Below are 21716 nucleotides of genomic sequence, written 5' to 3'. Positions count from 1 at the left end.
GTTTCCTTTATCTCAGTTGGAGCCCTCCACAAGGGACGCTTCGGCAGCATAAGCTTCGCACGAAGGAAAAGCGTTAGCTTTTACGAGGAGGCCATACGCCGCTGACCACTAAGGAAAGCTCCTTAGAATAAACATCGCAGGAACAAGCTGTACTTTGCTTGGTCCGAGGGCACTTGCGCTTTTCTTTTTATCTTCTCTTTCTTCCTAATCCCATGGCGTTTTCCATTTTTTTAAGTGTTTTACTTGCAACTTGGTTTGCTTTTTCAGCACCCTCGTCTAATATTCTGTCAAGTTCACTCGATTCCATTAAGTTAAAATATTTTTCTTGAATTGGTTTAAATACATTTACAACCAAATTGGCTAAGTCACCTTTGAAATCCCCATATCCTTTACCACTATACAATGCCTCAAGTTCAGGGATGGTTTTATTTCCAAGAATAGAGTAAATCGAAAGTAAATTTGATATTCCAGGCTTATTGATCTGATCAAATTTAACGATGCCCTCAGAGTCTGTAACTGCACTTTTAATTTTCTTTTCAATTTGTTTTGGTTCATCTATTGGAGTGATAAAAGCTTTACTGTTTGGGTCGGATTTACTCATTTTCTTTGTTGGTTCCTGCAGCGACATAATCCGTGCACCAACTTCAGGAAGCCGAATATCAGGAATCGTTAATACATCCCCATATTTCCTATTAAATCTTTCCGCTAAATCTCGGGTTAATTCCATATGTTGCTTCTGATCATCTCCAACAGGTACTAGGTTGGCGTTGTATAATAAAATGTCTGCAGCCATTAATGGCGGATACGTTAATAAACTTGCAGATACAGCATCTTTACCAGCAGATTTATCTTTGAATTGAGTCATTCTTTCCAATTCCCCAATATAAGCGATACATTGCATCATCCATCCCGCCTGAGCATGTGCTGGAACTTCCGATTGGATAAACAAGGTTGCTTTTTCTGGATCAATGCCTACAGCTAAGTAAAGAGCTGCCAAACTGCGAATATTTTTTCGAAGTACTAACCGATCCTGTGGGACCGTTATTGCATGTTGGTCGACAATACAAAAGTAGCAATTATAATCGTTCTGCAATTCTACAAATTGCTTCATTGCCCCAATATAGTTTCCAAGTGTAATCGTGCCACTTGGCTGAATTCCTGAAAAAATGGTTTGCATGACCTAATTCCTCCTAAATTATATATATAAAATAAAAAAACCATTCATCCCCACAACAATAGGGACGAATGGTTCGCGGTACCACCCTAAATTACTCAAAAGAGTCACTTATTCCTGAGAATCTTAACTTGATCATCAGGGAACCTTTTAACGCAAGGGAACGTCTTTTCCTACTTATCAAATAGAAGTTCAGAAAGAAGCTCAAAAGTCCATTCGGTATTTTTCCGTGTTTGTTTTCACCAGCCACAAACTCTCTGAATCGGTTAAAAATACGTACTATTCTTTATCATCGCTTAAGCTAATAAATTATTTATTTATATTATAATTAAATGTATAATGGTAATCAAGTCGGATAAGGTTTACTTCTTCTTGCCGCCAACGCTTTTCCAGCTGGTTTGAAACCTTGCGCTTTGGTCAACGAATTCAGAACGTTTTTTTCCTCCAAGAACCTTTTCACCGAATCCATTTGTCAATACACCCATAAATGCAGTAATTCCAATAATTAATAGTGCAACCATTGATAAATCAGCTATGTAACCACCCATGATAAAACCTCCATTTTCAATTCAAAAGTTAGTGAACTGTTTGTTTTGTACATCCCCTTATCATTATTTTATAAGAAGCCCTCTGGTTTTGAAAGAGGAAAACGAATAAAACCGATAATAATTATAAAATTTGAATGCGTTTTCATTTATTGGTTTTTAATTGAGAATATCCATAGGTGTAATAGATGGGATCTGTTCAGTGAAAAACAACCTGTAACCATTGCTTAAAAAAGTTCTGAGAAAAATACAATAAAGTCTACTGGTTCAAAGATTCTATTGTTGTGAAGATGTTGTTATAGAAAAATTCTAGATGAAAACAAAAAAAGATTGAAACCTTTTTGTCATATATTCGTCTAATATAATGAAAATATCCAATATAGGCGAAAAGTTTGACATTCAATAAATTTTGAAAAAATGATACCTTTTTTAGTATCAGTAGTGTATAATTAATGATATAAATTACTTATTTATAATTATTTTAATCAACGATCAACAATCAATCAATATATAGATGGCTTACTATAAATTTGAATAGTAATTAAAAGAGGAGTGTGGAGAAGAATGGTTACATTATACACTTCACCAAGTTGCACATCATGCAGGAAAGCAAAATCATGGTTAGAGGAACATGAAATCCCATATACGGAAAGAAATATTTTTTCTGAGCCTTTGTCGATCGAAGAAATTAAAGAAATCCTTCGCATGACTGAAGATGGTACGGATGAAATTATTTCAACAAGATCAAAGACTTTTCAAAAGTTAGATGTAAACTTAGATACAATGCCGCTTCAAGATTTATTTGAATTAATTAAAGCTAATCCTGGACTGCTGCGCCGCCCAATTATTATTGACGAAAAACGATTGCAGGTTGGTTATAATGAGGATGAAATTCGACGGTTCCTGCCAAGGAGAGTTCGTACTTTCCAATTAAGAGAAGCCCAGCGCATGGTTAATTAACAAAAAGATGAAAGCCTTCATTAGAAGGCTTTTTTTTACCCTCCCGTTTCAATAAGTTTGAGATTTCTATGTCATTTTGTTACAATGTAAGGAATATCTAATTAATAGGCAAATGAATGGTTTTTACAATAAAGGGCAAATTTATTTCCCAATTTAATACTTTTGTCATAAAATGAAGGTACAAGGATTATACCCTTGTTTCTTCACAACAAAGAAAGCCTTTCTACTTTGGGGAATTGCTAAAAAGCATTGTCTGTTTGGGGGTATTTAGTCCCTTCAATATGAAAGGAAGGGAGAGGTAAAGATGGAGATTGAAAGAATTAATGAGAATACTGTTAAGTTTTACATTTCTTATGGTGATATAGAAGAACGAGGCTTTGATCGTGAGGAAATTTGGTACAATCGGGAACGAAGTGAGGAACTATTCTGGGAAATGATGGATGAGGTCCATCAAGAGGAAGAGTTTGTTGTGGAAGGTCCACTATGGATCCAAGTACAGGCTTTAGAAAAAGGGTTGGAAATTCTTGTAACAAAAGCTCAGGTTTCAAAGGATGGACAAAAGTTCGAGCTTCCTATTCCAAATGATAAATTAAAGGATTTACCAGTTGATAATAATATTGAAGATATCCTGGATCAGCACTTCCATTCACCTCGTGATGAAGAAGATCTTTTACTTGAAGAGGAATCTTTAGAATTTTTAATTGCCTTCAAGGATTTTGAAGATGTCATCATGTTATCGAATCGTGGCGGTCTAGATGAATTAATCACCGTGTTGTACAACTTTGATAATAAATACTATTTATATACTGAGTTCCCTGAAGATTTGTTTGGTGAGGACGAAATTGACGATATATTAAGTATTCTGCTTGAATATGGATATGAAACGCAATTAACGATCCATCGAATTCAAGAATATGGAAAAGAAATAATTTCTAAAAATGTGTTTGCTGAAATTAGAAAACATTTTAAATAATTGTGCCGATTTCTATTATTGAAATCGGTATTTTTTACATAGGTTGATTATCAATGGCGGTGATAAGAATGAAAAACACAGTCAGGGTTATTTTGTTTGTGCTGGTTCTTTCCATCCTTTTATTTTTCTTTAAGGGGTATTTAGATGGCGGCATATTTGGTTTCCTAAGCCTGCTAATTACGTTATCTGTCATTTTTATTGCCTTTGTTATTTTCCTAGAGAATCGTCATCCGACCCAGACGATAACCTGGTTAGTGGTTTTAGGCAGTTTTCCCTTAGTCGGATTCTTTTTCTATTTACTTTTCGGAAGGAACTATCGCAAGGAGAAAATGTATCGGAAGAAGTATTTTCTTGATAAACAAGCTTTTTTAACAGTGGAGGGCGATAATGACCCAAGAAGCGAAGAGAAGCTTAGTTTAATGGGGGAGCACCAAGCAAGATTATTTATGTTGGCACAAAAGTTAGGAAACAGCCCGATTTCCTTCGATACTTCAACCAAAGTTTTAACCAATGGGGAGGAAACATTCCATCATATTCTTGAACAATTGAAAAGAGCGAGACATCATATCCATATGGAGTATTATATTGTCCGGGATGATCATATCGGGCAGGAAATAAAAAACATCTTAGTTGAAAAAGTGGCACAAGGGGTAGAGGTTAGATTCTTATATGATGCAGTGGGTTCTTGGAAATTATCGAAAAAATACATAAATGAATTGAAAACCGCCGGTGTAGAAATAGTTTGTTTTGGTCCTGTTAAGCTGCCATTTTTAAATAATAAATTTAATTTTAGAAACCACCGGAAAATTATTGTCATTGATGGTATGGTTGGGTTTGTTGGCGGACTTAATATTGGTGATGAATACTTAGGCAGGAATCAACAATATGGGTTTTGGCGGGATACCCATTTATTGTTAAGAGGTGAAGCTGTTCGGTCTCTACAGCTAATATTTTTACAAGACTGGTATTATATGACAAACCATAGCTTTTTAACGGCTGAATATTTGTCACCACAAATTGATGAAAAAAACCATGGAGGAGTCCAATTAATTGCCGGAGGTCCGGATAATGAATGGAGTGTCATAAAAAATATTTTTTTCTCAATGATTACTTCCGCAAAAAAATCTGTTTGGATTGCCTCTCCGTACTTCATCCCTGATGATGACATCTTTTCTGCGATTAAGGTGGCCGCCTTGAGCGGGATTGACGTGAGATTACTAGTACCCAACCGTCCAGACAAACGGATTGTTTTTCATGCTTCACGCTCTTATTTTCCGGAGCTATTAGAAGCAGGTGTTAAGGTTTACGAGTATGAACGAGGGTTTATGCATAGTAAAATTGTAATTGTTGACCATGAACTTGCCTCTATTGGAACATCAAATATGGATATGCGCAGTTTCCATTTGAACTTTGAGGTAAATGCCTTCCTATTTCGTACAAAAAGTACCCAAAAGCTGGTGGCTGAATACATTAATGACCTTGAATATGCAAAGCAGCTTGAATTAATATCGTTTAGGAAAAGGCATATTGGCTTACGGTTGCTTGAGTCAACAGCAAGGTTACTGTCACCGCTTCTTTAAGTTCACAAACTCGCCATAATGGCGAGTTTTCTTTTTGAGTAAAAAAAGGAGTTCTAGTCTGTTAACACGAATGTAAGGTACAAAAGGAGGTTGGTTTTCATTTGCTGACAGCACGAACAAAATCAGGAACAATATTTAGCTTAAGTAATCATTATGAAAAAGAAAATTTATTAATTCTTCGAAACAATGAGGAATTTTTCTGTCCGGTTTGCGGAGAAGCGGTTTCTCTTAAATTAGGAAATCAACGTATTTACCATTTCGCTCATCGAAGCGGCACTTTTTGCAGTGATTTTCATGAAAGTGAATCTCTGTATCATTTAGAAGGAAAACTTCAGCTCTTTCAGTGGTTACATATGCAGGGGATTTCCGCAAAATTAGAGTATTATGATTCGTTGATTGGGCAGCGTCCTGATATCATGTTCCATTTTAGAGGAAACAAATACGCATTGGAATATCAGTGTTCGCCAATACCTGAAGAAATATTTGTTAAACGAACAGAGAATTACATCCACCATCATTACATTCCCTTTTGGATTTTAGGCGGCAAACATATCAAAGCGAAAAGGGGTAATGTTTTTTCCTTATCAAACTTTAATTATTTCTTTTTAAGAAAAACACCGAGCAGGCAATTGGTCCTTCCTTCTTATTGCTCCGAAGAAAAAAGGTTTCATATCCTCAGTAAAATTCACCCATTTTCTATAAAAAATACAACCGCAAGCAGCCGTATTCTTTCTATTCACAAGACAAAGATCGAAGAAATTCTAGAACCAACACTGTTCAATCCAATTAACTTTACGAAATGGGCAAATGAAATGGAGAAATCTATGATTAACTCTTCACTTCACGCTAGTCCCGAATTAAATCATTTTCTTCACGAAATATATCCTCATAACCTCAACTTATATTTGCTTCCACCTGAAATCGGGTTACCAGTTCGTCATGCTCTTCTCATTCAAACACCACCTATCATTTGGCAAACGTATTTGTATGTAGATGTTTTCCAGAATAAATCACCGAATACCCATATTGATTTGAGGGATGTGGAAAGAATATTTAACGATAGAATAAAAATGAATAATATTATCATCCGGAATTTACCACAACTCACAAGTGTAAATCCTTTTATGGTGGTGAGGGAGTATTTTCAACTACTAGAGAGACTCGGAATCATTATAAAAAGGGACGAATCTGTTTATCAAATGCAACAAGGATTCATGGTCCCCAATTCTAACAGGGAAAAGGAAGAACGTAAGCAGGCATTTTTTCAAAAAAATTCTTCTATCCTTGCAAAAAGATAAATGAAATATTAGTTTGGGGCATAATATAATGGGTAAATCTAAATAAGATGGAATATTCTCGAAATATTGTTGTTAAAATCTTAAAGCCGATTTTAACGTGGAAATAGTTATTTTGCGCTTTAGAATTTAGTTTGCAGGCTCTTTTCTTATAAAATTTTGTTCAATAAAGTATTTTGGGTTAAGAAAAGAGCCTTTTTTAAGAGGAAATTGCAGGAAAAAGGAGAATATTTAACAGGGTTGTAAAACTTTAGTGTAAACCGAAAAAATGTTGAATGGAGGAAGAAAGATGGCTAACGAAACTTCTACGGTGAAGGCACTGCCACAAAGAAGTGAAATTCCAGTTGAGGATACATGGAGATTAGAAGATATTTTTGCTAGTGATGATGAATGGGAAAAAGAGTTTAAAGAGGTAAAAAATCAAATTTCTGGGATTAAAGAGTTTGAAGGTAAACTAGGTGAGAGTGCTGATACACTTTATAATGCCCTTCAATTTCAAGATAAGCTTCTTGAAAGAATTGGTAAGCTATATACATACGCCCACATGCGCTATGACCAAGACACGACGAATTCCTTTTACCAGGGATTAGATGACAGAATGAAAAACCTCTACTCCCAGGCTGGCAGTCAGTTAGCATTCATTGTCCCTGAAATCCTATCGCTTGACGAAGGCAAGGTGAATGGATTTTTAAAAGAGAAATCTGAATTAAAACTTTATGAACATGCGATTGAGGAAATAAACATTCAGAGGCCACATGTCTTGTCTGCGGAGTTGGAAGCATTGTTAGCAGAAGCGAGTGAAGTTATGGACACATCCAGTAATACTTTTGGGATGCTAAACAACGCAGATTTAAAGTTTCCGACTGTTAAAGATGAAAATGGTGAAGAGGTTGAGATCACACATGGACGTTACATCCGATTCCTTGAGAGTGGAAAACAAGAAGTCCGTCGTGATGCCTTTAAAGCGGTATATGAAACATATGGAAAGTTCCGTAATACGTTTGCCAGCACGCTTAGTGGAAATGTGAAAAAGGATAATTTTAATGCAAGAATCAGAAAATATAATTCAGCGAGGCATGCAGCACTTTCAGCCAATAATATTCCTGAAAGTGTTTATGATAATTTAGTTAACACCATAAACGAAAATTTACACTTATTGCACCGTTACGTGAAACTTCGGAAAAAGGTGTTAGGCGTAAACGAATTGCATATGTACGATCTTTATACTCCACTAGTGAAAGACGTGAAGATGGAAATACCGTACAAAGAGGCTGAAGAGCTTGTTATTAAAGGTCTTGCTCCATTAGGTGAAGAGTATTCACAAATTTTACAAGAAGGATTTGTGAACCGCTGGGTAGATGTTCACGAAAATAAAGGAAAGCGCAGTGGAGCTTATTCTTCCGGAGCATATGGAACAAACCCTTATATTCTTATGAACTGGCAGGATAATGTAAATAATTTATTTACATTGGCTCATGAATTTGGGCATTCTGTTCATAGCTACTATACAAGAAAAAATCAGCCATATCCGTATGGGAATTATTCGATCTTTGTAGCAGAAGTTGCTTCTACGTGTAATGAGGCACTCTTAAATGATTATTTATTGAAAACGATTGATGATGAACAAAAAAGGATTTATTTATTAAACCATTATTTAGAGGGTTTCAGAGGCACTGTATTCCGTCAAACCATGTTTGCTGAATACGAGCATTTAATTCATCAAAAGGCTCAAAATAATGAAGCGCTGACTGCCGACTTATTAACGAGTGAATATTATGCATTAAATAAGAAGTATTTCGGAGAAGAGGATATTGTGATTGACGAAGAAATTGGTTTGGAATGGGCTAGAATTCCTCATTTCTATTACAATTATTATGTCTACCAATATGCTACCGGCTTCAGTGCCGCTACCGCATTAAGTAAACAAATCCTCGAGGAAGGGGAGCCTGCTGTTAAACGCTATATTGATTTCTTAAGTTCTGGAAGCTCAGATTACCCAATAGAAGTACTTAAGAAAGCTGGCGTAGATATGACGAGCGCAGACCCAATTAAGGATGCATGTAAGGTATTTGAAGAAAAGTTAAATGAATTAGAACAGCTATTATCATAAGATGTAAAGGGATGGTACCTAACGGTGCTATCCCTTTAAAAACCTCTAAATCTTTTTCTGTCATTCAGGTAGAAAAGAAGTGTAAGGATTCCAATGAACAACAGCGGAATGCTAATGACTAAGGGAAAGACCTTCAATAAGGCAAGGATATGAAGACAAAATCCTAAAACAATAAACAGAACCATCAGGAATATCGGTAAATTCTTCATGAAAGCATGCCACCTTTTTGTTATAGTACATTTCAACCTAGTAGCTAGTTTATTGTCCAATATCAAAAAATATGTTTTTGACAATATTGTGAAATCATACACAATCATATTGTCAATGGTTCACACACATGATATATTTTATACGTGAAGTTAATCACAACAAACATATACCCCTTTGTTTGACCGTGAAAAATTTCTCCCATCCCCTTTGTTCGTATTAATAGAAAAAGACCTTGCAGTTTGCTGCAAGGTCTTTTCGTATCTTTAAAGAAAGCGATAATATTAGTCCTCAATATAGCGCCAAAACGTACCATATTTTGCTGGGAGCTGTTCGACCTTTTGAAGTAAAAGTAGTTTTTTCATTTCACGCTCTACCTGAGAGATGGTCATATTATAAACAACTGCAATCTCCTTCGAAGCGACTACTTTAAAATACCTTAAAAATGACTCCATAGGGGGAGGCTGGTTTTTTACAGGCTGTTCGGATAACATTTCTTCAAGAATTTGTACATAGACTTCGTAAGGGTATGGTCCTGTAATTTTTATCCCTTCATCTTCTGCATTATCATTAAAAAATACAAGTGTTGGAATTTCCTGGACCTCCATTTCAGTAGTGATTTTTAAGTCACACTGAAATGCTTTAGCCGCACTTTCTGAATGGAAATCAGAAATGAATTCCTCTACATCTAAGCCTGCACTTTTTGCGCAAGTTTTTAGTACATCAAAATGAGAAATATTTTGTTTATTAATAAAAAGATTTTCTTGGAGCTTACGGAGAAACCTAATTCCAGCTCGTCTGCCTTGCAGTTCTGCTGCTTTTATTGCAATGGAAGCAATATATGGAGAAGCAACAGGGTTTTCCAGCCAAAGGCTTCCATCACAGGACATTCCAGATCTGCTTGCTGTTTTTTCCCATAAATCTGCAATGACCTCATACTTCTTCTTTTTGCTGACATTTAAATTTGCGATACGACCACTTAACACATGCTTCAGGGAAAAATATTGACCGAATTCAATGTACAGCTTTTTTAAAATCGGTTCAAGTGCCCAACATTCAGGGCATAAAGGATCGATGAACATATATATTTCAAGTGGCTTCTTGTCATGATTAGTAAATGGCGGTTTTGAATTGAATCCTGGGTAACTCACGAATTTTCACCTGATATCTCACGTGTCTCAGGTGTATTAATCATGTGTTGTGCAGTAAGATAGAGCCTAGAATAAAAATCTTCCCTTAGCGGACCACGAAGACCAGTCTTGTCCATCGCTTGTTTCATACAAGAAAGCCATGCTTTTGCACGGGTAGGAGTTATGGGAAAAGGCAAATGTCGTGCACGCATCATAGGATGACCATGCTCTTCCGTGTAGATTGGCGGACCTCCCAAATATTGTGTTAAAAATTGCTTTTGTCTTCTAGCAACTTCTGTAAGATCATTTGGGAAGATCGGAGCAAGATCAGGATGTTGTGCAACTAGACCATAAAAGTTATCCACTAGGCTGTGTAAGGTGTCTTCGCCAATGGCCTCATATGGAGTAGGCTTTTTCTCAAACATGTTGACAACTCCTTTAATTATGTTGGTTGTTTATATTCTATCAATGGAGTTTTGATATCTCAAATAAACCGCTTATAAAAAATATTTTTGCTGATAAAACCGTTCAATTTTATTTTGTGTTTTTCGAATTGGAATTCTAAATTGATGCAACAGTTCTTGGAATGCTGCTTGACCTAGTTGAAAGTCTTCTACTTCGTATTCAACCTCATAGTCTTCTGTTTTTAAATAAAGGCTGTGGTCTAATACTAGTATTCCATTTTTATATTGGAATTCAGCTCTTTTTGTTAATAATGATCCGAAATATTCAATAAGGCTAAAAGAGATATCGTCTAGTTGTTGGATGCGATCATGAATTTCTCCTTTAGGGAGTGTTCCATATTGAATAGCCGCTTGGAATTCATTTGCAATTAAAAGTTGAGTGGTCTCTAATAATCCAACAGCTGCAGGTTGTTTTAATGTCATTTCAAAGTGATTACCCTTTTCTCTAATTCTTAATGCGGAGCCTAATTTTTTTAATGCAAAATTTGGGGTGTCAAAGTAATGATTTTTTTGGCTTTTGATTTGACTTTCCTCAACTTTAAATGCTCCGAGAAGAATTTGGTATTCGTCTTTCGTGAGTAAATTTTTAAATTCTATTTCAATGGTTTCGCTCATCTAGATCCATTCCTTTCTTTTCATTCATTTATTGTATCTTAGCTTTAGTTTGAATCGCAATTCTTGGGGGAATTGGATAGATTATGCTAAAATGGAAGAGTAAATAGTGGAGGTAATCATAATGAAAAAAAGAATATCAATTCAAAAAGCTAGTATTACGGATAACAAATTACTTTTACAGGCAAGCGAATCGATAAATGGATTCATGCCATCTGAACAAATTCTTGTTGATTCTAAGCAATTCTCGTTTGTTTACTTATTGGAGAATCAAGATGGTTATACATATCTCGATATTCCAGAAAGTATTTGGCCATTCATAAAAAATTCATTAGAAATGACTACTCCAGTGTGGGTCCAATTTAAAGATGATGAATTAGAGTTAACTAATTTTTATGAGGAATTAGTCTTTCTAATAAACAACATTAAAGGAAACAGTAATTATGGTGAAGAGATGGTTGCTAAAGTAGAAGCAATTTTTTAATATATTTTAGTTTTATTGAGGTGGAATGATGAAGCATTGGGACCAATTTTTAGCTCCATATAAACAAGCAGTATCGGAGCTGAAAATAAAATTAAAAGGAATGAGGGGGCAATTTGAGTTAGATTCTAGCCATTCACCTATTGAATTTGTGACAGGCAGAGTTAAGCCAATTGCAAGTATTCTTGATAAGGCAAATCAGAAAGGGATTGCACTAGATAAATTGGAAGAGGAAATGCAAGATATTGCTGGAATGCGAATCATGTGTCAATTCGTGGACGATATTCATCGGGTTGTCAGCTTATTAAGAAACCGGAATGATTTTGATATATTGGAAGAAAGAGATTATATTTCACATACAAAAACAAGTGGTTATCGCTCATATCATGTAGTTATTCAGTACCCTGTACAAACCATACATGGTGAGAAAAAGATTCTTGCTGAAATACAAATAAGAACATTAGCCATGAACTTTTGGGCGACAATTGAGCACACTTTAAATTATAAGTATAAAGGGGCTTTCCCAACGGATATTAAAATCAGATTACAACGAGCTTCGGAAGCTGCATTTCGGTTAGATGAAGAAATGTCATTAATCCGTGGTGAGATTCAAGAAGCACAAGCATTTTTTACAAGAAATAAGGAGTTTAAGCAAGAGGAAAAAAGCTGATAGTTTTTTTGTAAGCATATCAGTATGAGGAGCATACGATTATGAAATTTGCCATTACATCAAAAGGAGATCAGAAATCGAATATCTTAATGCACAAGATGCGGACGTATTTACTTGATTTTGATCTTATTTATGATGAGGACCAACCAGATATTGTTGTATCCATCGGCGGTGACGGAACACTTCTATATGCTTTTCACCGATATAGCAGCCGCTTGGATAAAACTGCTTTTGTCGGAATCCATACCGGTCATTTAGGCTTTTATGCTGATTGGACCCCTGATGAGATTGAGAAATTAGTGATTGCAATAGCGAAAACCCCTTACCAAGTGGTGGAATATCCCTTAATTGAAGTGATTATTCGTTATCAACATGCTGGTAAGGAGTCACGATACCTTGCGTTGAACGAATCCACTGTTAAAAGTGTAGAAGGGACCTTGGTTATGGATGTCGAAATTCGTGGACAGCATTTTGAACGATTCCGAGGTGATGGCCTGTGTGTATCAACTCCATCCGGCAGCACTGCTTATAATAAAGCGCTTGGAGGAGCAATTATCCATCCATCTATTTCTGCTCTGCAGGTTGCTGAAATGGCGTCAATTAACAACCGTGTGTTTCGAACAGTCGGATCGCCGCTTATTCTGCCATCCCATCATAGTTGTATGTTAAAACCAGTCAATCATGTTGATTTCCAAGTGACTGTTGATCATCTTACTTTGCTTCATAAGGACGTAAAATCCATACAATTTAGGGTACCTGACGAAAAAATCCGCTTTGCACGTTTCCGTCCATTTCCTTTTTGGAAAAGAGTCCATGATTCATTTATTTCAGATTCCGACTAATCCTAATAGCTGGAGGAAACAACATGAATTCTCGTTTTCAACTTCAGTGGAAAATTAATCTATTACATGCTGGACAAACAATCAAGGAATTCCTGAAAGAAGAGGAAATATCTCGCATTGCCTTAACCGATATAAAATTCAGGGGCGGAAATATAGTGGTAAATAACAGGGAAGTGAATGTTCGTTATGTATTAAAAGAAGGAGAAACCTTAACGGTTATCTTTCCTCCAGAAAAGCCTAGTGAAGGAATAGCAGGGGAAAGAATTCCTTTGGAGATTCTTTACGAAGACCCATATTTACTCGTAGTAAACAAACCTGCAGGGATGAGTACTATTCCTTCGAGGGAACATCCGACTGGCAGCCTGGCAAATGCTTTGGTTGGGTACTATGAAGAAATTGGGATTATGGCAACTGCACATATCGTCACCCGTTTGGACCGTGATACGTCTGGGATTGTGTTAATTGCTAAACATCGTCATATCCATCATTTATTTAGCAAGCAGCAACAAAAAGGTAATGTTAAAAGAACCTATGAAGCTTTTGCTGAGGGCATTCTTACCCAAGAAATAGGTACAATAGAGGAACCGATTGGAAGAAATAGTGCTAGCATAATAGAGAGAGAAGTTCGAAGTGATGGGCAATATGCCCGCACTGATTACAAAGTACTAAAAACATATAAAGAATTTACACATGTTGAATTGCAGTTAAAAACTGGAAGGACCCACCAAATTCGCGTTCATATGTCCTTTATTGGTTACCCATTATTAGGAGATGACCTATATGGCGGCAGTCTCAATCTTATTGAACGCCAGGCACTTCATTGCAAAAAGATACAATTCTATCACCCGTTTACTCGTATGCAATTGAGTTTCACGGCAGAACTTCCATTAGATATGAATGAATTACGAAACATAGGCTGACTCACCAAAGTGTCAGCCTATATTGCGTAATTTGATGATTTCCTAGGAAATTTGTCGATGCAGTTTTAGGCTTATTTTCCCTTTTTCTAAGTAAAGTCTTTAAATTTTTCACCTATGTATGGCATAGTAGAAGCTACAGAAACGATTTCCATCTCAGGGTATCGGAGTGCAGTAAGCTTTCCGCCGAAAACCGCACCAGTATCAATATTATAGGTATTATTGATGATTCTAGGTTCCTTTACAGGAGTATGGCCGTAAACAATAATTGCTTTGCCGCGATATTTTTTTGCCCAATCCCTTCTGACGGGTGAACCATCAGGGTGTTTTTCACCGGTAATATCACCATATAAAACGAATGTCTTCATTTTAGAGTTTGTCTTCCCGATAAATTCTTCCTTTATTCCAGCATGTGCGATAACCAGTCTATTTTCGTCTAATACTACATGCAACGGTGACTTTTCATAAAGGTCGATAAATTTGTTTCGAATCGTTTGCTGCTCTTTTTTCGGTAATGATTTATATTCAGCAACGGTTGTTTCTAGTCCATGGGTTTCCTGAACCTTGTTCCCCATAAAGTAGCGATACAATTTATTGCAATGGTTTCCGGGTGTGTAAAAAGCCCTTTTTTGCTCCATTACCAGTCGCCATACTATATCAGCAACCTTTAGAGAAGATGGTCCGCGGTCAGTTAAATCACCTACAAATCCTAGCAGGCGATTATCTGGATGAACCGGAAGTCCGTCCTTCCATTCGTAACCGCATTCCTGTGTTAGAGCTTTAAATTCAGGCAAACAGCCATGTATATCACCGATAATATCAATTTTCATTGGAATCGTGCCCCCTTTCATTATATTTTTGCCCGAGTTTATGTTTTTATAAGAGAAACAAAGGAGGTTGATTTATGGAGCAGCATGCTTCTGTAATTTCTTTATTAGTAGTAGTAACAGTTGCCTTTGTAACGCCTATTTTATTACATCGGTTAAAATTAAATTTTATTCCAGTCGTGGTTGCGGAAATTATTATGGGGCTTGTGATTGGGAAAAGCGGCTTTAATGTCGTTCATGAAGATATGTGGTTATCCACGCTATCCACATTAGGATTTATCTTCTTAATGTTTTTAAGCGGACTAGAAATTGACTTTACGGCCTTTAGTGGAGGAAAGAAGAAAAATACACTTCCTAGTGGCAAAAAGGAACCGAACACCTTCTTGGTCTCAGCTATAATTTTTTTAGGAATATTTGTTTTTTCATTGGTATTATCTTATGTATTTGTATTTGCTGGCTTTATTGACAATGCCTTTTTAATGACCCTTATTATCTCAACCATTTCTCTAGGGGTGGTTGTACCAACATTAAAAGAAGCAAATCTGATGAAATCTAATATTGGTCAAATTATTTTATTAGTGGCGGTCATAGCGGATTTAGTCACGATGATCCTCTTGGCAGTCTTCGTATCTATATATGACCCAGGACAGGGGAATACTTGGCTGCTTCTCATTTTGTTTGCGGCAGGAGTTATCTTGTATTTTGTAGGAAAAGTGTTTAAGAATCGACCTTTACTGGAATCAATGTCAAGAGGAACGATACAAATCGGTACCCGTGCGGTATTTATGCTCATTATTGTTTTAGTCGGGCTTTCAGAAAGTGTAGGAGCTGAAAACATACTTGGAGCTTTCCTAGCTGGTGTACTTGTTTCTCTTCTATCACCAAATCAGGAACTGGTTCATAAACTGGATTCCTTTGGTTATGGTTTCTTAATTCCCATTTTTTTCGTGATGATTGGAGTGGAGTTAGATGTTTGGTCGCTATTTGCAGATAAAAAGCTGTTGTTATTAATACCGCTTTTATTATTGGGACTCCTTCTTTCAAAGCTTGTTCCGGTCTATTTATTAAAATTCTGGTATGATACGAAAACAGTTTTTGCTTCAGGTTTTTTGCTTACTTCTACACTATCGTTAGTCATTGCAGCGGCGACAATTGGAGAGCGTATGAAGGTGATTACTCCAGCAATGAGTGGAACACTTATTTTGGTAGCAGTCATCAGTTCGATATTTACGCCGATTGCCTTTAAGAAATTGTTTCCAAGAGAAGTGGCTGTTGAACGAAAACTTAGAATTGCCTTTTTAGGAGCAAACCAAGTAACACTCCCTGTTTCGAGGGAGCTAAAGTCAAGTTTATATGAACCTACCCTGTATCATACGAAAATAGATAAATCAGATAAACTGATTTCCAATTCATTATTTGATATTGTTGAAATTCCTGATTATAAGATGGAAACAATTGAGGAGAATAAGGTTTTTGAAGCAGATATACTCGTTATATCAACAGGTGATGATCAAAAAAATGCGGATTTATCTCTAAAAGCGAAAACAATGGACGTATCAAGGATCATTACGCGTATTGAAACTCCTGAAATAGAGCAAACCTTAAGGGAAAATGAAATTGAAGTTTTCTCGTCATTCATGTCTACAAAAACATTGCTTCGTGCTTTAATTGAAACTCCAAGTGTAATCAACATATTAACAAATCAAGACACCTCACTTTATGAAATAAAAATGCAGAATGAACAGTTTGATGGAATGACGTTAAGAAGATTCCCTTTTACAGGAGATGTTATCTTTGTAAGAATTTTCCGCGGAAAGGACTCCATTGTTCCTCATGGTGATACGGAACTCTTATTAAATGACCGTTTAATTGTTACTGGATCTAAAGAATATGTGGATGAGTTAAAAAGAGAATTTGAATTCTAATTAAAAAATCCAAGCTGTAAAGCAGATACTTTCAATTTTTTAAGAAATAGTGTAAAATTAGTACCAAGTACTAATAACTAATATAAAGTTTTAAATGGGAGGACTTTTTCTTTATGAATCTTTCTTTAAAAGGAAAAACATACGTGGTAATGGGTGTAGCAAATAAACGAAGTATTGCTTGGGGAATTGCTCGCTCCTTGCACAGTGCAGGTGCGCGTTTAATTTTTACTTATGCAGGGGAAAGGCTGGAAAGCAGTGTCCGTGAATTAGCGGAATCATTAGAAGCTGAAGGAACACTTGTACTTCCATGTGATGTAACGATTGATGAGGAAGTGGCTAAGTGCTTTGCTGAGATTAAAGAAACTGTTGGAACGATCCACGGTATTGCACACTGTATCGCATTTGCTAATAAAGAAGAATTAAGCGGAGAATACTTAAACACAACCAGAGAAGGCTTCTTGCTGGCCCACAATATTAGTTCTTACTCGTTAACGGCTGTAGCAAAAGAGGCCAGAGGATTGATGACAGAAGGCGGAAGTATCGTAACACTAACGTATTTAGGTGGAGAACGAGTCGTTCAGAATTATAATGTAATGGGAGTTGCAAAGGCTTCACTGGATGCAAGTGTTCGTTATTTGGCTGAAGACCTAGGTAAGGAAGGAATTCGTGTCAATTCAATCTCAGCTGGTCCTATAAGAACCTTGTCAGCAAAAGGTATCAGTGATTTTAATTTAATTACAAAATTGATTGAAGAAAAAGCTCCGTTACGTAGAGCCACAACGCCAGAAGAAGTCGGTGACACAGCACTATTTTTATTCAGCGACCTTTCTCGTGGAATCACGGGTGAAAATATTCACGTTGATTCCGGATTTCACATTAAATAATTGTAATGCCCGCTAATAATTGATTAGCGGGCTTTTTCTATGCCAAATTTTGTGAACGAGGATACCCAATTTGCATACATATAAAGTGTAGGGCTATGTAAATGGAGGTGAATTGGGTGGAGAAAAACACAAAAAAGGGACCGTTATTGTATGTATCTCAGACTTTTCTAAATACACCTGTAAAAAATAATCAGGAAATATTTACAAATAGACAGGAGGTCCAGCTGCCAATCGAAGAACCACAGCTAGAGGAGGAAAAAGAAAAGAAAGAGGTATTCGAGGTCTCACTGGCCAAGACTGATCTACCTAAAGTGTCTAAGAAAAAAGAAGTGAAAAAGGAGAATAAAGCTCAAACAAATCAAGAAAAACAACGAAATTTCAACCGAGTAAAAGGCTTTAAGGAAATGAACCTGATTGAACGTTTAGAATACCTGGCTAACTTCCCTAAGGCATTGCCGCCTGTTCCATGCGTTTTTTATACGGAAGAAAAGAGTTACCAAGGTTATTTAGTAGAATACAACGAACAAGAAATAACCATTAGAATTCCAAATCAAACAACAGAAACCATACCAGTCAAAAATATAAAAGACATCATTTTGATTGGGATAAAAAGGTAATAAGTAAAACACATGCGCCCTCGGACCAAGCCAAAGTGCGGCTTTGTCCTGCGATGATTATTCGAAGGAGCTTTCCTTAGTGGTCAGCGGGGTATGGTCTTGAGCTGGACAGTAATCTAGGTCTAAAAACTTATCTTAACTATTAAAAAAAGCCAGCCGGATTATCGACTGGCTCATTTTATACCCAATTATTAATCGCATAGTCCAAGGTCTACATCAGCAATACACTGTATAGCACAGAAACAATTTAAATCAACCGTAATACAGTCATTGGTAGAACGAAATGCGTTAACCTGGCATACTCTTTCAAGGTTAATACAGCATACTTCGCCTCCGCCAACGAGGTCAACCGGCGTAAATCTACCATTGGCCCTGTTTCCTGGCTCTAAAACACGAAGTGTTGCACAGCAATTATCAAATACATCCTCAACGCGGAAGTAAATTGAAACGCATGCTCCGTTTGTTGGCATAAAGAACGCGTGGAAAGGTGATCCATCAGCGTTTTTTAATATAAAAACACGTGTATCAGCGCGATCTCTAGCCGGTGAAACCAATGTACCAAGTGGTTCCAAGAAACAACTTGGGCAATCTAGGCAATCATCATCTTGTACAGCATTATCCTGGATGTCTTTTATTGCACGAACGACATCGCATACACAGCCACTGGTGCTGCGCTCGTCACTATTTCGGCCACAACCCATTAATTACTCCTCCTATCTGTGATATATATCTTACATTACTAACATATTTCAACAGTACCTATTGGGTAACGGACAATCGCCTTTTTGAAGTAAATTAGGCGAAAATTTAAGGAAAGGACTAGAATTTAATGAATGTTGACCTTTTCGATTTTTTACTATTGGCCTTAGCCAGTTTCCGGCTGACCAGGCTATTTGTCTTTGATAAAATAACAGAGTTTATCCGTGCTCCATTCTTTGATGAAGTCAGGGAAGAAAATGAAGAGGGGACAATGGAAATATATTATGTTCCTAAAGAGACACCAATGAGAAAATTTATTGGGGAGCTTCTTAGCTGTTATTGGTGTACAGGAGTATGGATGTCTGTATTTGTCGTCGCAGGATACCTTTGGTTACCAATCATTTTTGTCCCTATAATTCTTATTCTTGCTGTAGCCGGTATAGCAGCGATATTGGAAACATTAATCCAGCTATGGTTATAGAAAATTTAGTGGAAATAGTCGTCCGCCTTAGACAAGGTTGTCAAGCTCTCATATCTTAGAAGTAGGAGAAAATTCTTTATGGGAGTGGTGATTCATGAACAGTCAGAATAAGAAAACCCAAGCTACGAAGCCTTCTCAAACGAATAAGCAAGGGCGGAAAAAAGGTTGCGGTTGTAATAAAAAAACTAAAAGATAATCGGGTAAACTGCCAGTGCATATTGGCAGTTTTTCTTTTTCAAAAAACAAGTAAAAAAATGTTAGTACCGTCTAGTCATAATTTAGCTTAAACTCGAAAAAACTAACCCATAGTGTAATTCCTATAATTTGAATAAGGGAAGGAAATAAAATGGTCTACATAATACGATTTATATTAATCACTAGCGTTCTCTTCGTGAGCTCCTGTAGTCAAGATCAAAAGCTGAAGGAAAGCAATATGGCTCTCATGAAAACGACCAATCCTAACCCAACTGTTACAGTGGATAATAACAGTGAGGACAACGTAAAAAAGATTAAGAAGGAAGTCAGCGATTATGATGAAATTTATGATGTAGCAGTAGTGAAGGGCAAAAAGGCAACACTTGTCGTTTATAAAGTAAAGCATATGCAGCGTTTCAACATGAAGAAAATCGAAAAGAACCTAACCAAATCACTGGAAGATAAATATCCAAAAGATGAATTTACTGTTTCGAGTGATTATAAGATATTTTTAGAAGCTACCCGGCTTATAGAAAGGAAGAAAAATGGAACCCTTTCCGATAAACAGGCTGAGAAAAGGCTAAACGAAATTGTTAAGATGACATCAGATATGAAGTGAGAAGGGATGACAATATATGGCGAGCAAGCAAAAAAATATGACGCCGCAGCAACAAAAATATCAACAACTCCAACAAAAGCATGAATTGAAAAGGCCAGTGCTAAAAAATTGCATAAAGGCCTTTTGGGTTGGCGGGTTAATATGTGTTGTAGGTCAAGCAATTAGTTATTTTTATATTTACTTTTTTGACTTTACTGAACAAAATGTCGGGAATCCGACCGTTGCGACAATGGTATTTTTATCGATGCTGCTAACTGGCTTCGGTATATATGACCGTCTTGGACAATTTGCAGGTGCAGGGAGTGCGGTGCCTGTCACCGGATTTGGTAATGCTGTGATTTCGGCTGCAATTGAGCACCGAACGGAAGGGTTTGTATTGGGTGTTGGCGGCAATATGTTTAAACTGGCCGGCTCAGTTATTCTTTTTGGAGTATTCTCTGCGTTTGTTGTTGCGCTAATTAAAACGTTACTGGGAATGTGGGGGGTTTTGTAATTGTTAAAAGGGCATCAATCTTGGGTCTTTCATAATCGGCCAATGATAGCAGCTACAGGTGTTTCCGGGGGGCCCTTTGAGGCTAATGGGAACTTAGCTGATGATTTTGATATCTTACATGAAGATTTATGGATGGGGATGGATTCATACGAAAAAGCACAACGGGTGCTGCTTGAGGAAGCCATTAAAACAACATTAGCAAAAGCCAAAATGGAGAAAGAACAAATTGAATTTTTATTTGCTGGAGACTTAATTAATCAAATCACTCCTACCAGCTTTGCTGCAAGAACCATGCAAATACCTTATTTTGGACTTTTTGGTGCATGCTCAACTTCAATGGAAGGGTTGGCATTAGCCTCTTTTGTCATCAACTACCAAGGCGCTAAAAATGTATTAACAGGTGCCTCCAGCCATAATGCTGCAACGGAAAAACAATTTCGTTATCCAACTGAGTATGGAGGGCAGAAGCCGCCAACAGCTCAATGGACGGTTACTGGAGCTGGGGTGGCACTTATTACAGAGAACACTCCTGAACAACAACTGCCTGTTACCACTTCTGCAACGATTGGAAAAGTTATGGACATGGGATTGTCGGATCCCTTTAATATGGGAGGTGCCATGGCACCGGCCGCTGCGGATACGATTATGGCACATTTTCGGGATATGGAATTAGATCCTTCCCACTATGATTTAATTATTACTGGTGATTTGGGTAGAATTGGACATGATACTGCCTTTGAATTACTTTGCAAAAGCGGGCTTAAATTAGATAGGAAGCAATTTCAAGATTGTGGCCTATTGATTTATAAAGAGGATCAGCCGGTTCAGGCTGGGGCAAGCGGCGCAGGCTGCTCAGCAACCGTTTTATATGGTCATTTATTGAATCAAATGAAAAAGGGAATGTATAGGAGAATATTAGTTGTTGCAACAGGTGCTTTGTTGTCGCCTCTTAGTTTTCAACAAAAGGAATCCATTCCATGTATTGCACATGCAGTAGCAATTGAAATGATGTAAGA

At 36.9% G+C, this 21716-nt stretch carries 23 protein-coding genes and 1 other annotated feature; of the genes, 16 read left to right on the top strand and 7 right to left on the bottom strand.

The features are described 5' to 3' along the window. Positions 1 to 187 precede the first annotated feature (187 nt). Positions 188 to 1177, bottom strand: coding sequence for a tryptophan--tRNA ligase (trpS, locus tag V7108_RS06270; protein ID WP_335519420.1), 990 nt, complete (start codon positions 1175 to 1177; stop codon positions 188 to 190). 57 nt (positions 1178 to 1234) lie between these two features. Continuing rightward, positions 1235 to 1476, bottom strand: a binding site (T-box leader). 60 nt (positions 1477 to 1536) lie between these two features. After that, positions 1537 to 1722 (bottom strand): hypothetical protein, encoded by a 186-nt coding sequence (locus V7108_RS06265; RefSeq protein ID WP_335519418.1) that lies wholly within the window; start codon positions 1720 to 1722, stop codon positions 1537 to 1539. Between the two features lie 561 nt (positions 1723 to 2283). On the opposite strand from V7108_RS06265, the gene spxA reads away from it, so the two are divergent. The 5 genes from spxA to pepF all read left to right on the top strand — a co-directional run bounded on the left by spxA (position 2284) and on the right by pepF (position 8637). Continuing rightward, on the top strand, positions 2284 to 2679 hold the full coding sequence (spxA, locus tag V7108_RS06260; protein WP_045519743.1) for a transcriptional regulator SpxA: 396 nt from the start codon (positions 2284 to 2286) through the stop codon (positions 2677 to 2679). Positions 2680 to 2983: 304 nt separating this feature from the next. Then, a complete protein-coding gene (mecA, locus tag V7108_RS06255) occupies positions 2984 to 3652 on the top strand; it encodes an adaptor protein MecA (RefSeq protein ID WP_335515880.1) in 669 nt (222 codons plus the stop codon). Positions 3653 to 3720: 68 nt separating this feature from the next. Continuing rightward, complete coding sequence (cls, locus tag V7108_RS06250; protein ID WP_335567574.1) at positions 3721 to 5232, top strand: cardiolipin synthase; 1512 nt, start codon at positions 3721 to 3723, stop codon at positions 5230 to 5232. A gap of 101 nt (positions 5233 to 5333) precedes the next feature. Next, complete coding sequence (locus tag V7108_RS06245) at positions 5334 to 6530, top strand: competence protein CoiA (protein ID WP_335567573.1); 1197 nt, start codon at positions 5334 to 5336, stop codon at positions 6528 to 6530. A 286-nt stretch (positions 6531 to 6816) separates the two neighbouring features. Beyond that, positions 6817 to 8637, top strand: a complete 1821-nt coding sequence (pepF, locus tag V7108_RS06240; RefSeq protein WP_335567572.1) for an oligoendopeptidase F — start codon at positions 6817 to 6819, stop codon at positions 8635 to 8637. A 491-nt stretch (positions 8638 to 9128) separates the two neighbouring features. Here the strand turns inward: pepF and V7108_RS06235 are convergent, their stop codons facing one another. The 3 genes from V7108_RS06235 to V7108_RS06225 all read right to left on the bottom strand — a co-directional run bounded on the left by V7108_RS06235 (position 9129) and on the right by V7108_RS06225 (position 11053). Then, positions 9129 to 9995, bottom strand: a complete 867-nt coding sequence (locus tag V7108_RS06235) for a ClpXP adapter SpxH family protein (RefSeq protein WP_335515891.1) — start codon at positions 9993 to 9995, stop codon at positions 9129 to 9131. Then, positions 9992 to 10399 carry a globin gene (locus V7108_RS06230; RefSeq protein WP_335515896.1) on the bottom strand — a complete coding sequence of 136 codons (408 nt, stop codon included), beginning with the start codon at positions 10397 to 10399 and terminating at the stop codon, positions 9992 to 9994. The genes V7108_RS06235 and V7108_RS06230 overlap by 4 nt, the downstream gene beginning before the upstream one ends. 72 nt (positions 10400 to 10471) lie before the next feature. Next, on the bottom strand, positions 10472 to 11053 hold the full coding sequence (locus V7108_RS06225) for a CYTH domain-containing protein (RefSeq protein WP_335515899.1): 582 nt from the start codon (positions 11051 to 11053) through the stop codon (positions 10472 to 10474). Positions 11054 to 11174: 121 nt separating this feature from the next. Between V7108_RS06225 and V7108_RS06220 the strand changes: the two genes are divergently transcribed. Genes V7108_RS06220 through V7108_RS06205 form a run of 4 tightly spaced genes read left to right on the top strand, consistent with a single transcriptional unit; the run spans position 11175 to position 13963 of the window. Continuing rightward, entirely contained in the window at positions 11175 to 11534 is a 360-nt protein-coding gene (locus V7108_RS06220) for a hypothetical protein (RefSeq protein WP_335567571.1), read from the top strand. Positions 11535 to 11562: 28 nt separating this feature from the next. Then, positions 11563 to 12201 carry a GTP pyrophosphokinase gene (locus V7108_RS06215; protein ID WP_335567570.1) on the top strand — a complete coding sequence of 213 codons (639 nt, stop codon included), beginning with the start codon at positions 11563 to 11565 and terminating at the stop codon, positions 12199 to 12201. 41 nt (positions 12202 to 12242) lie between these two features. Further along, on the top strand, positions 12243 to 13043 hold the full coding sequence (locus V7108_RS06210) for an NAD kinase (RefSeq protein WP_335515906.1): 801 nt from the start codon (positions 12243 to 12245) through the stop codon (positions 13041 to 13043). Between the two features lie 23 nt (positions 13044 to 13066). Further along, a complete protein-coding gene (locus tag V7108_RS06205) occupies positions 13067 to 13963 on the top strand; it encodes an RluA family pseudouridine synthase (RefSeq protein ID WP_335567569.1) in 897 nt (298 codons plus the stop codon). Between the two features lie 86 nt (positions 13964 to 14049). Here the strand turns inward: V7108_RS06205 and prpE are convergent, their stop codons facing one another. Next, positions 14050 to 14790 carry a bis(5'-nucleosyl)-tetraphosphatase PrpE gene (prpE, locus tag V7108_RS06200; RefSeq protein ID WP_335515910.1) on the bottom strand — a complete coding sequence of 247 codons (741 nt, stop codon included), beginning with the start codon at positions 14788 to 14790 and terminating at the stop codon, positions 14050 to 14052. Between the two features lie 74 nt (positions 14791 to 14864). Here prpE and V7108_RS06195 point away from each other — a divergent pair, with 74 nt between their 5' ends. The 3 genes from V7108_RS06195 to V7108_RS06185 all read left to right on the top strand — a co-directional run bounded on the left by V7108_RS06195 (position 14865) and on the right by V7108_RS06185 (position 18213). Then, on the top strand, positions 14865 to 16712 hold the full coding sequence (locus V7108_RS06195) for a monovalent cation:proton antiporter family protein (RefSeq protein ID WP_335567568.1): 1848 nt from the start codon (positions 14865 to 14867) through the stop codon (positions 16710 to 16712). 113 nt (positions 16713 to 16825) lie between these two features. Further along, positions 16826 to 17596 carry an enoyl-ACP reductase FabI gene (gene fabI, locus V7108_RS06190; protein ID WP_335515917.1) on the top strand — a complete coding sequence of 257 codons (771 nt, stop codon included), beginning with the start codon at positions 16826 to 16828 and terminating at the stop codon, positions 17594 to 17596. A gap of 116 nt (positions 17597 to 17712) precedes the next feature. After that, complete coding sequence (locus V7108_RS06185) at positions 17713 to 18213, top strand: CotO family spore coat protein (protein ID WP_335515919.1); 501 nt, start codon at positions 17713 to 17715, stop codon at positions 18211 to 18213. A gap of 191 nt (positions 18214 to 18404) precedes the next feature. Here the strand turns inward: V7108_RS06185 and V7108_RS06180 are convergent, their stop codons facing one another. After that, on the bottom strand, positions 18405 to 18914 hold the full coding sequence (locus tag V7108_RS06180) for a CotY/CotZ family spore coat protein (protein WP_335515924.1): 510 nt from the start codon (positions 18912 to 18914) through the stop codon (positions 18405 to 18407). 128 nt (positions 18915 to 19042) lie between these two features. On the opposite strand from V7108_RS06180, the gene V7108_RS06175 reads away from it, so the two are divergent. The 4 genes from V7108_RS06175 (at position 19043) to spoVAD (ending at position 21714) form a co-directional block, all read left to right on the top strand. Continuing rightward, on the top strand, positions 19043 to 19393 hold the full coding sequence (locus tag V7108_RS06175) for a DUF1360 domain-containing protein (protein ID WP_335515926.1): 351 nt from the start codon (positions 19043 to 19045) through the stop codon (positions 19391 to 19393). A gap of 433 nt (positions 19394 to 19826) precedes the next feature. Next, entirely contained in the window at positions 19827 to 20207 is a 381-nt protein-coding gene (locus V7108_RS06170; RefSeq protein ID WP_335515928.1) for a sporulation protein, read from the top strand. Between the two features lie 16 nt (positions 20208 to 20223). Further along, positions 20224 to 20700, top strand: coding sequence for a stage V sporulation protein AC (spoVAC, locus tag V7108_RS06165; RefSeq protein WP_335515932.1), 477 nt, complete (start codon positions 20224 to 20226; stop codon positions 20698 to 20700). Next, positions 20701 to 21714: a stage V sporulation protein AD gene (spoVAD, locus tag V7108_RS06160; RefSeq protein ID WP_335515935.1), complete on the top strand. Its 1014-nt coding sequence runs from the start codon at positions 20701 to 20703 to the stop codon at positions 21712 to 21714. It abuts the gene before it with no gap. Positions 21715 to 21716: the final 2 nt, after the last annotated feature.

The sequence above is a fragment of the Neobacillus vireti genome (assembly GCF_036962345.1).
In the GTDB taxonomy this organism is placed as follows: Bacteria; Bacillota; Bacilli; order Bacillales; family Cytobacillaceae; genus Neobacillus; species Neobacillus vireti_A.
This window is presented reverse-complemented; position numbering and strand designations above follow the sequence as displayed.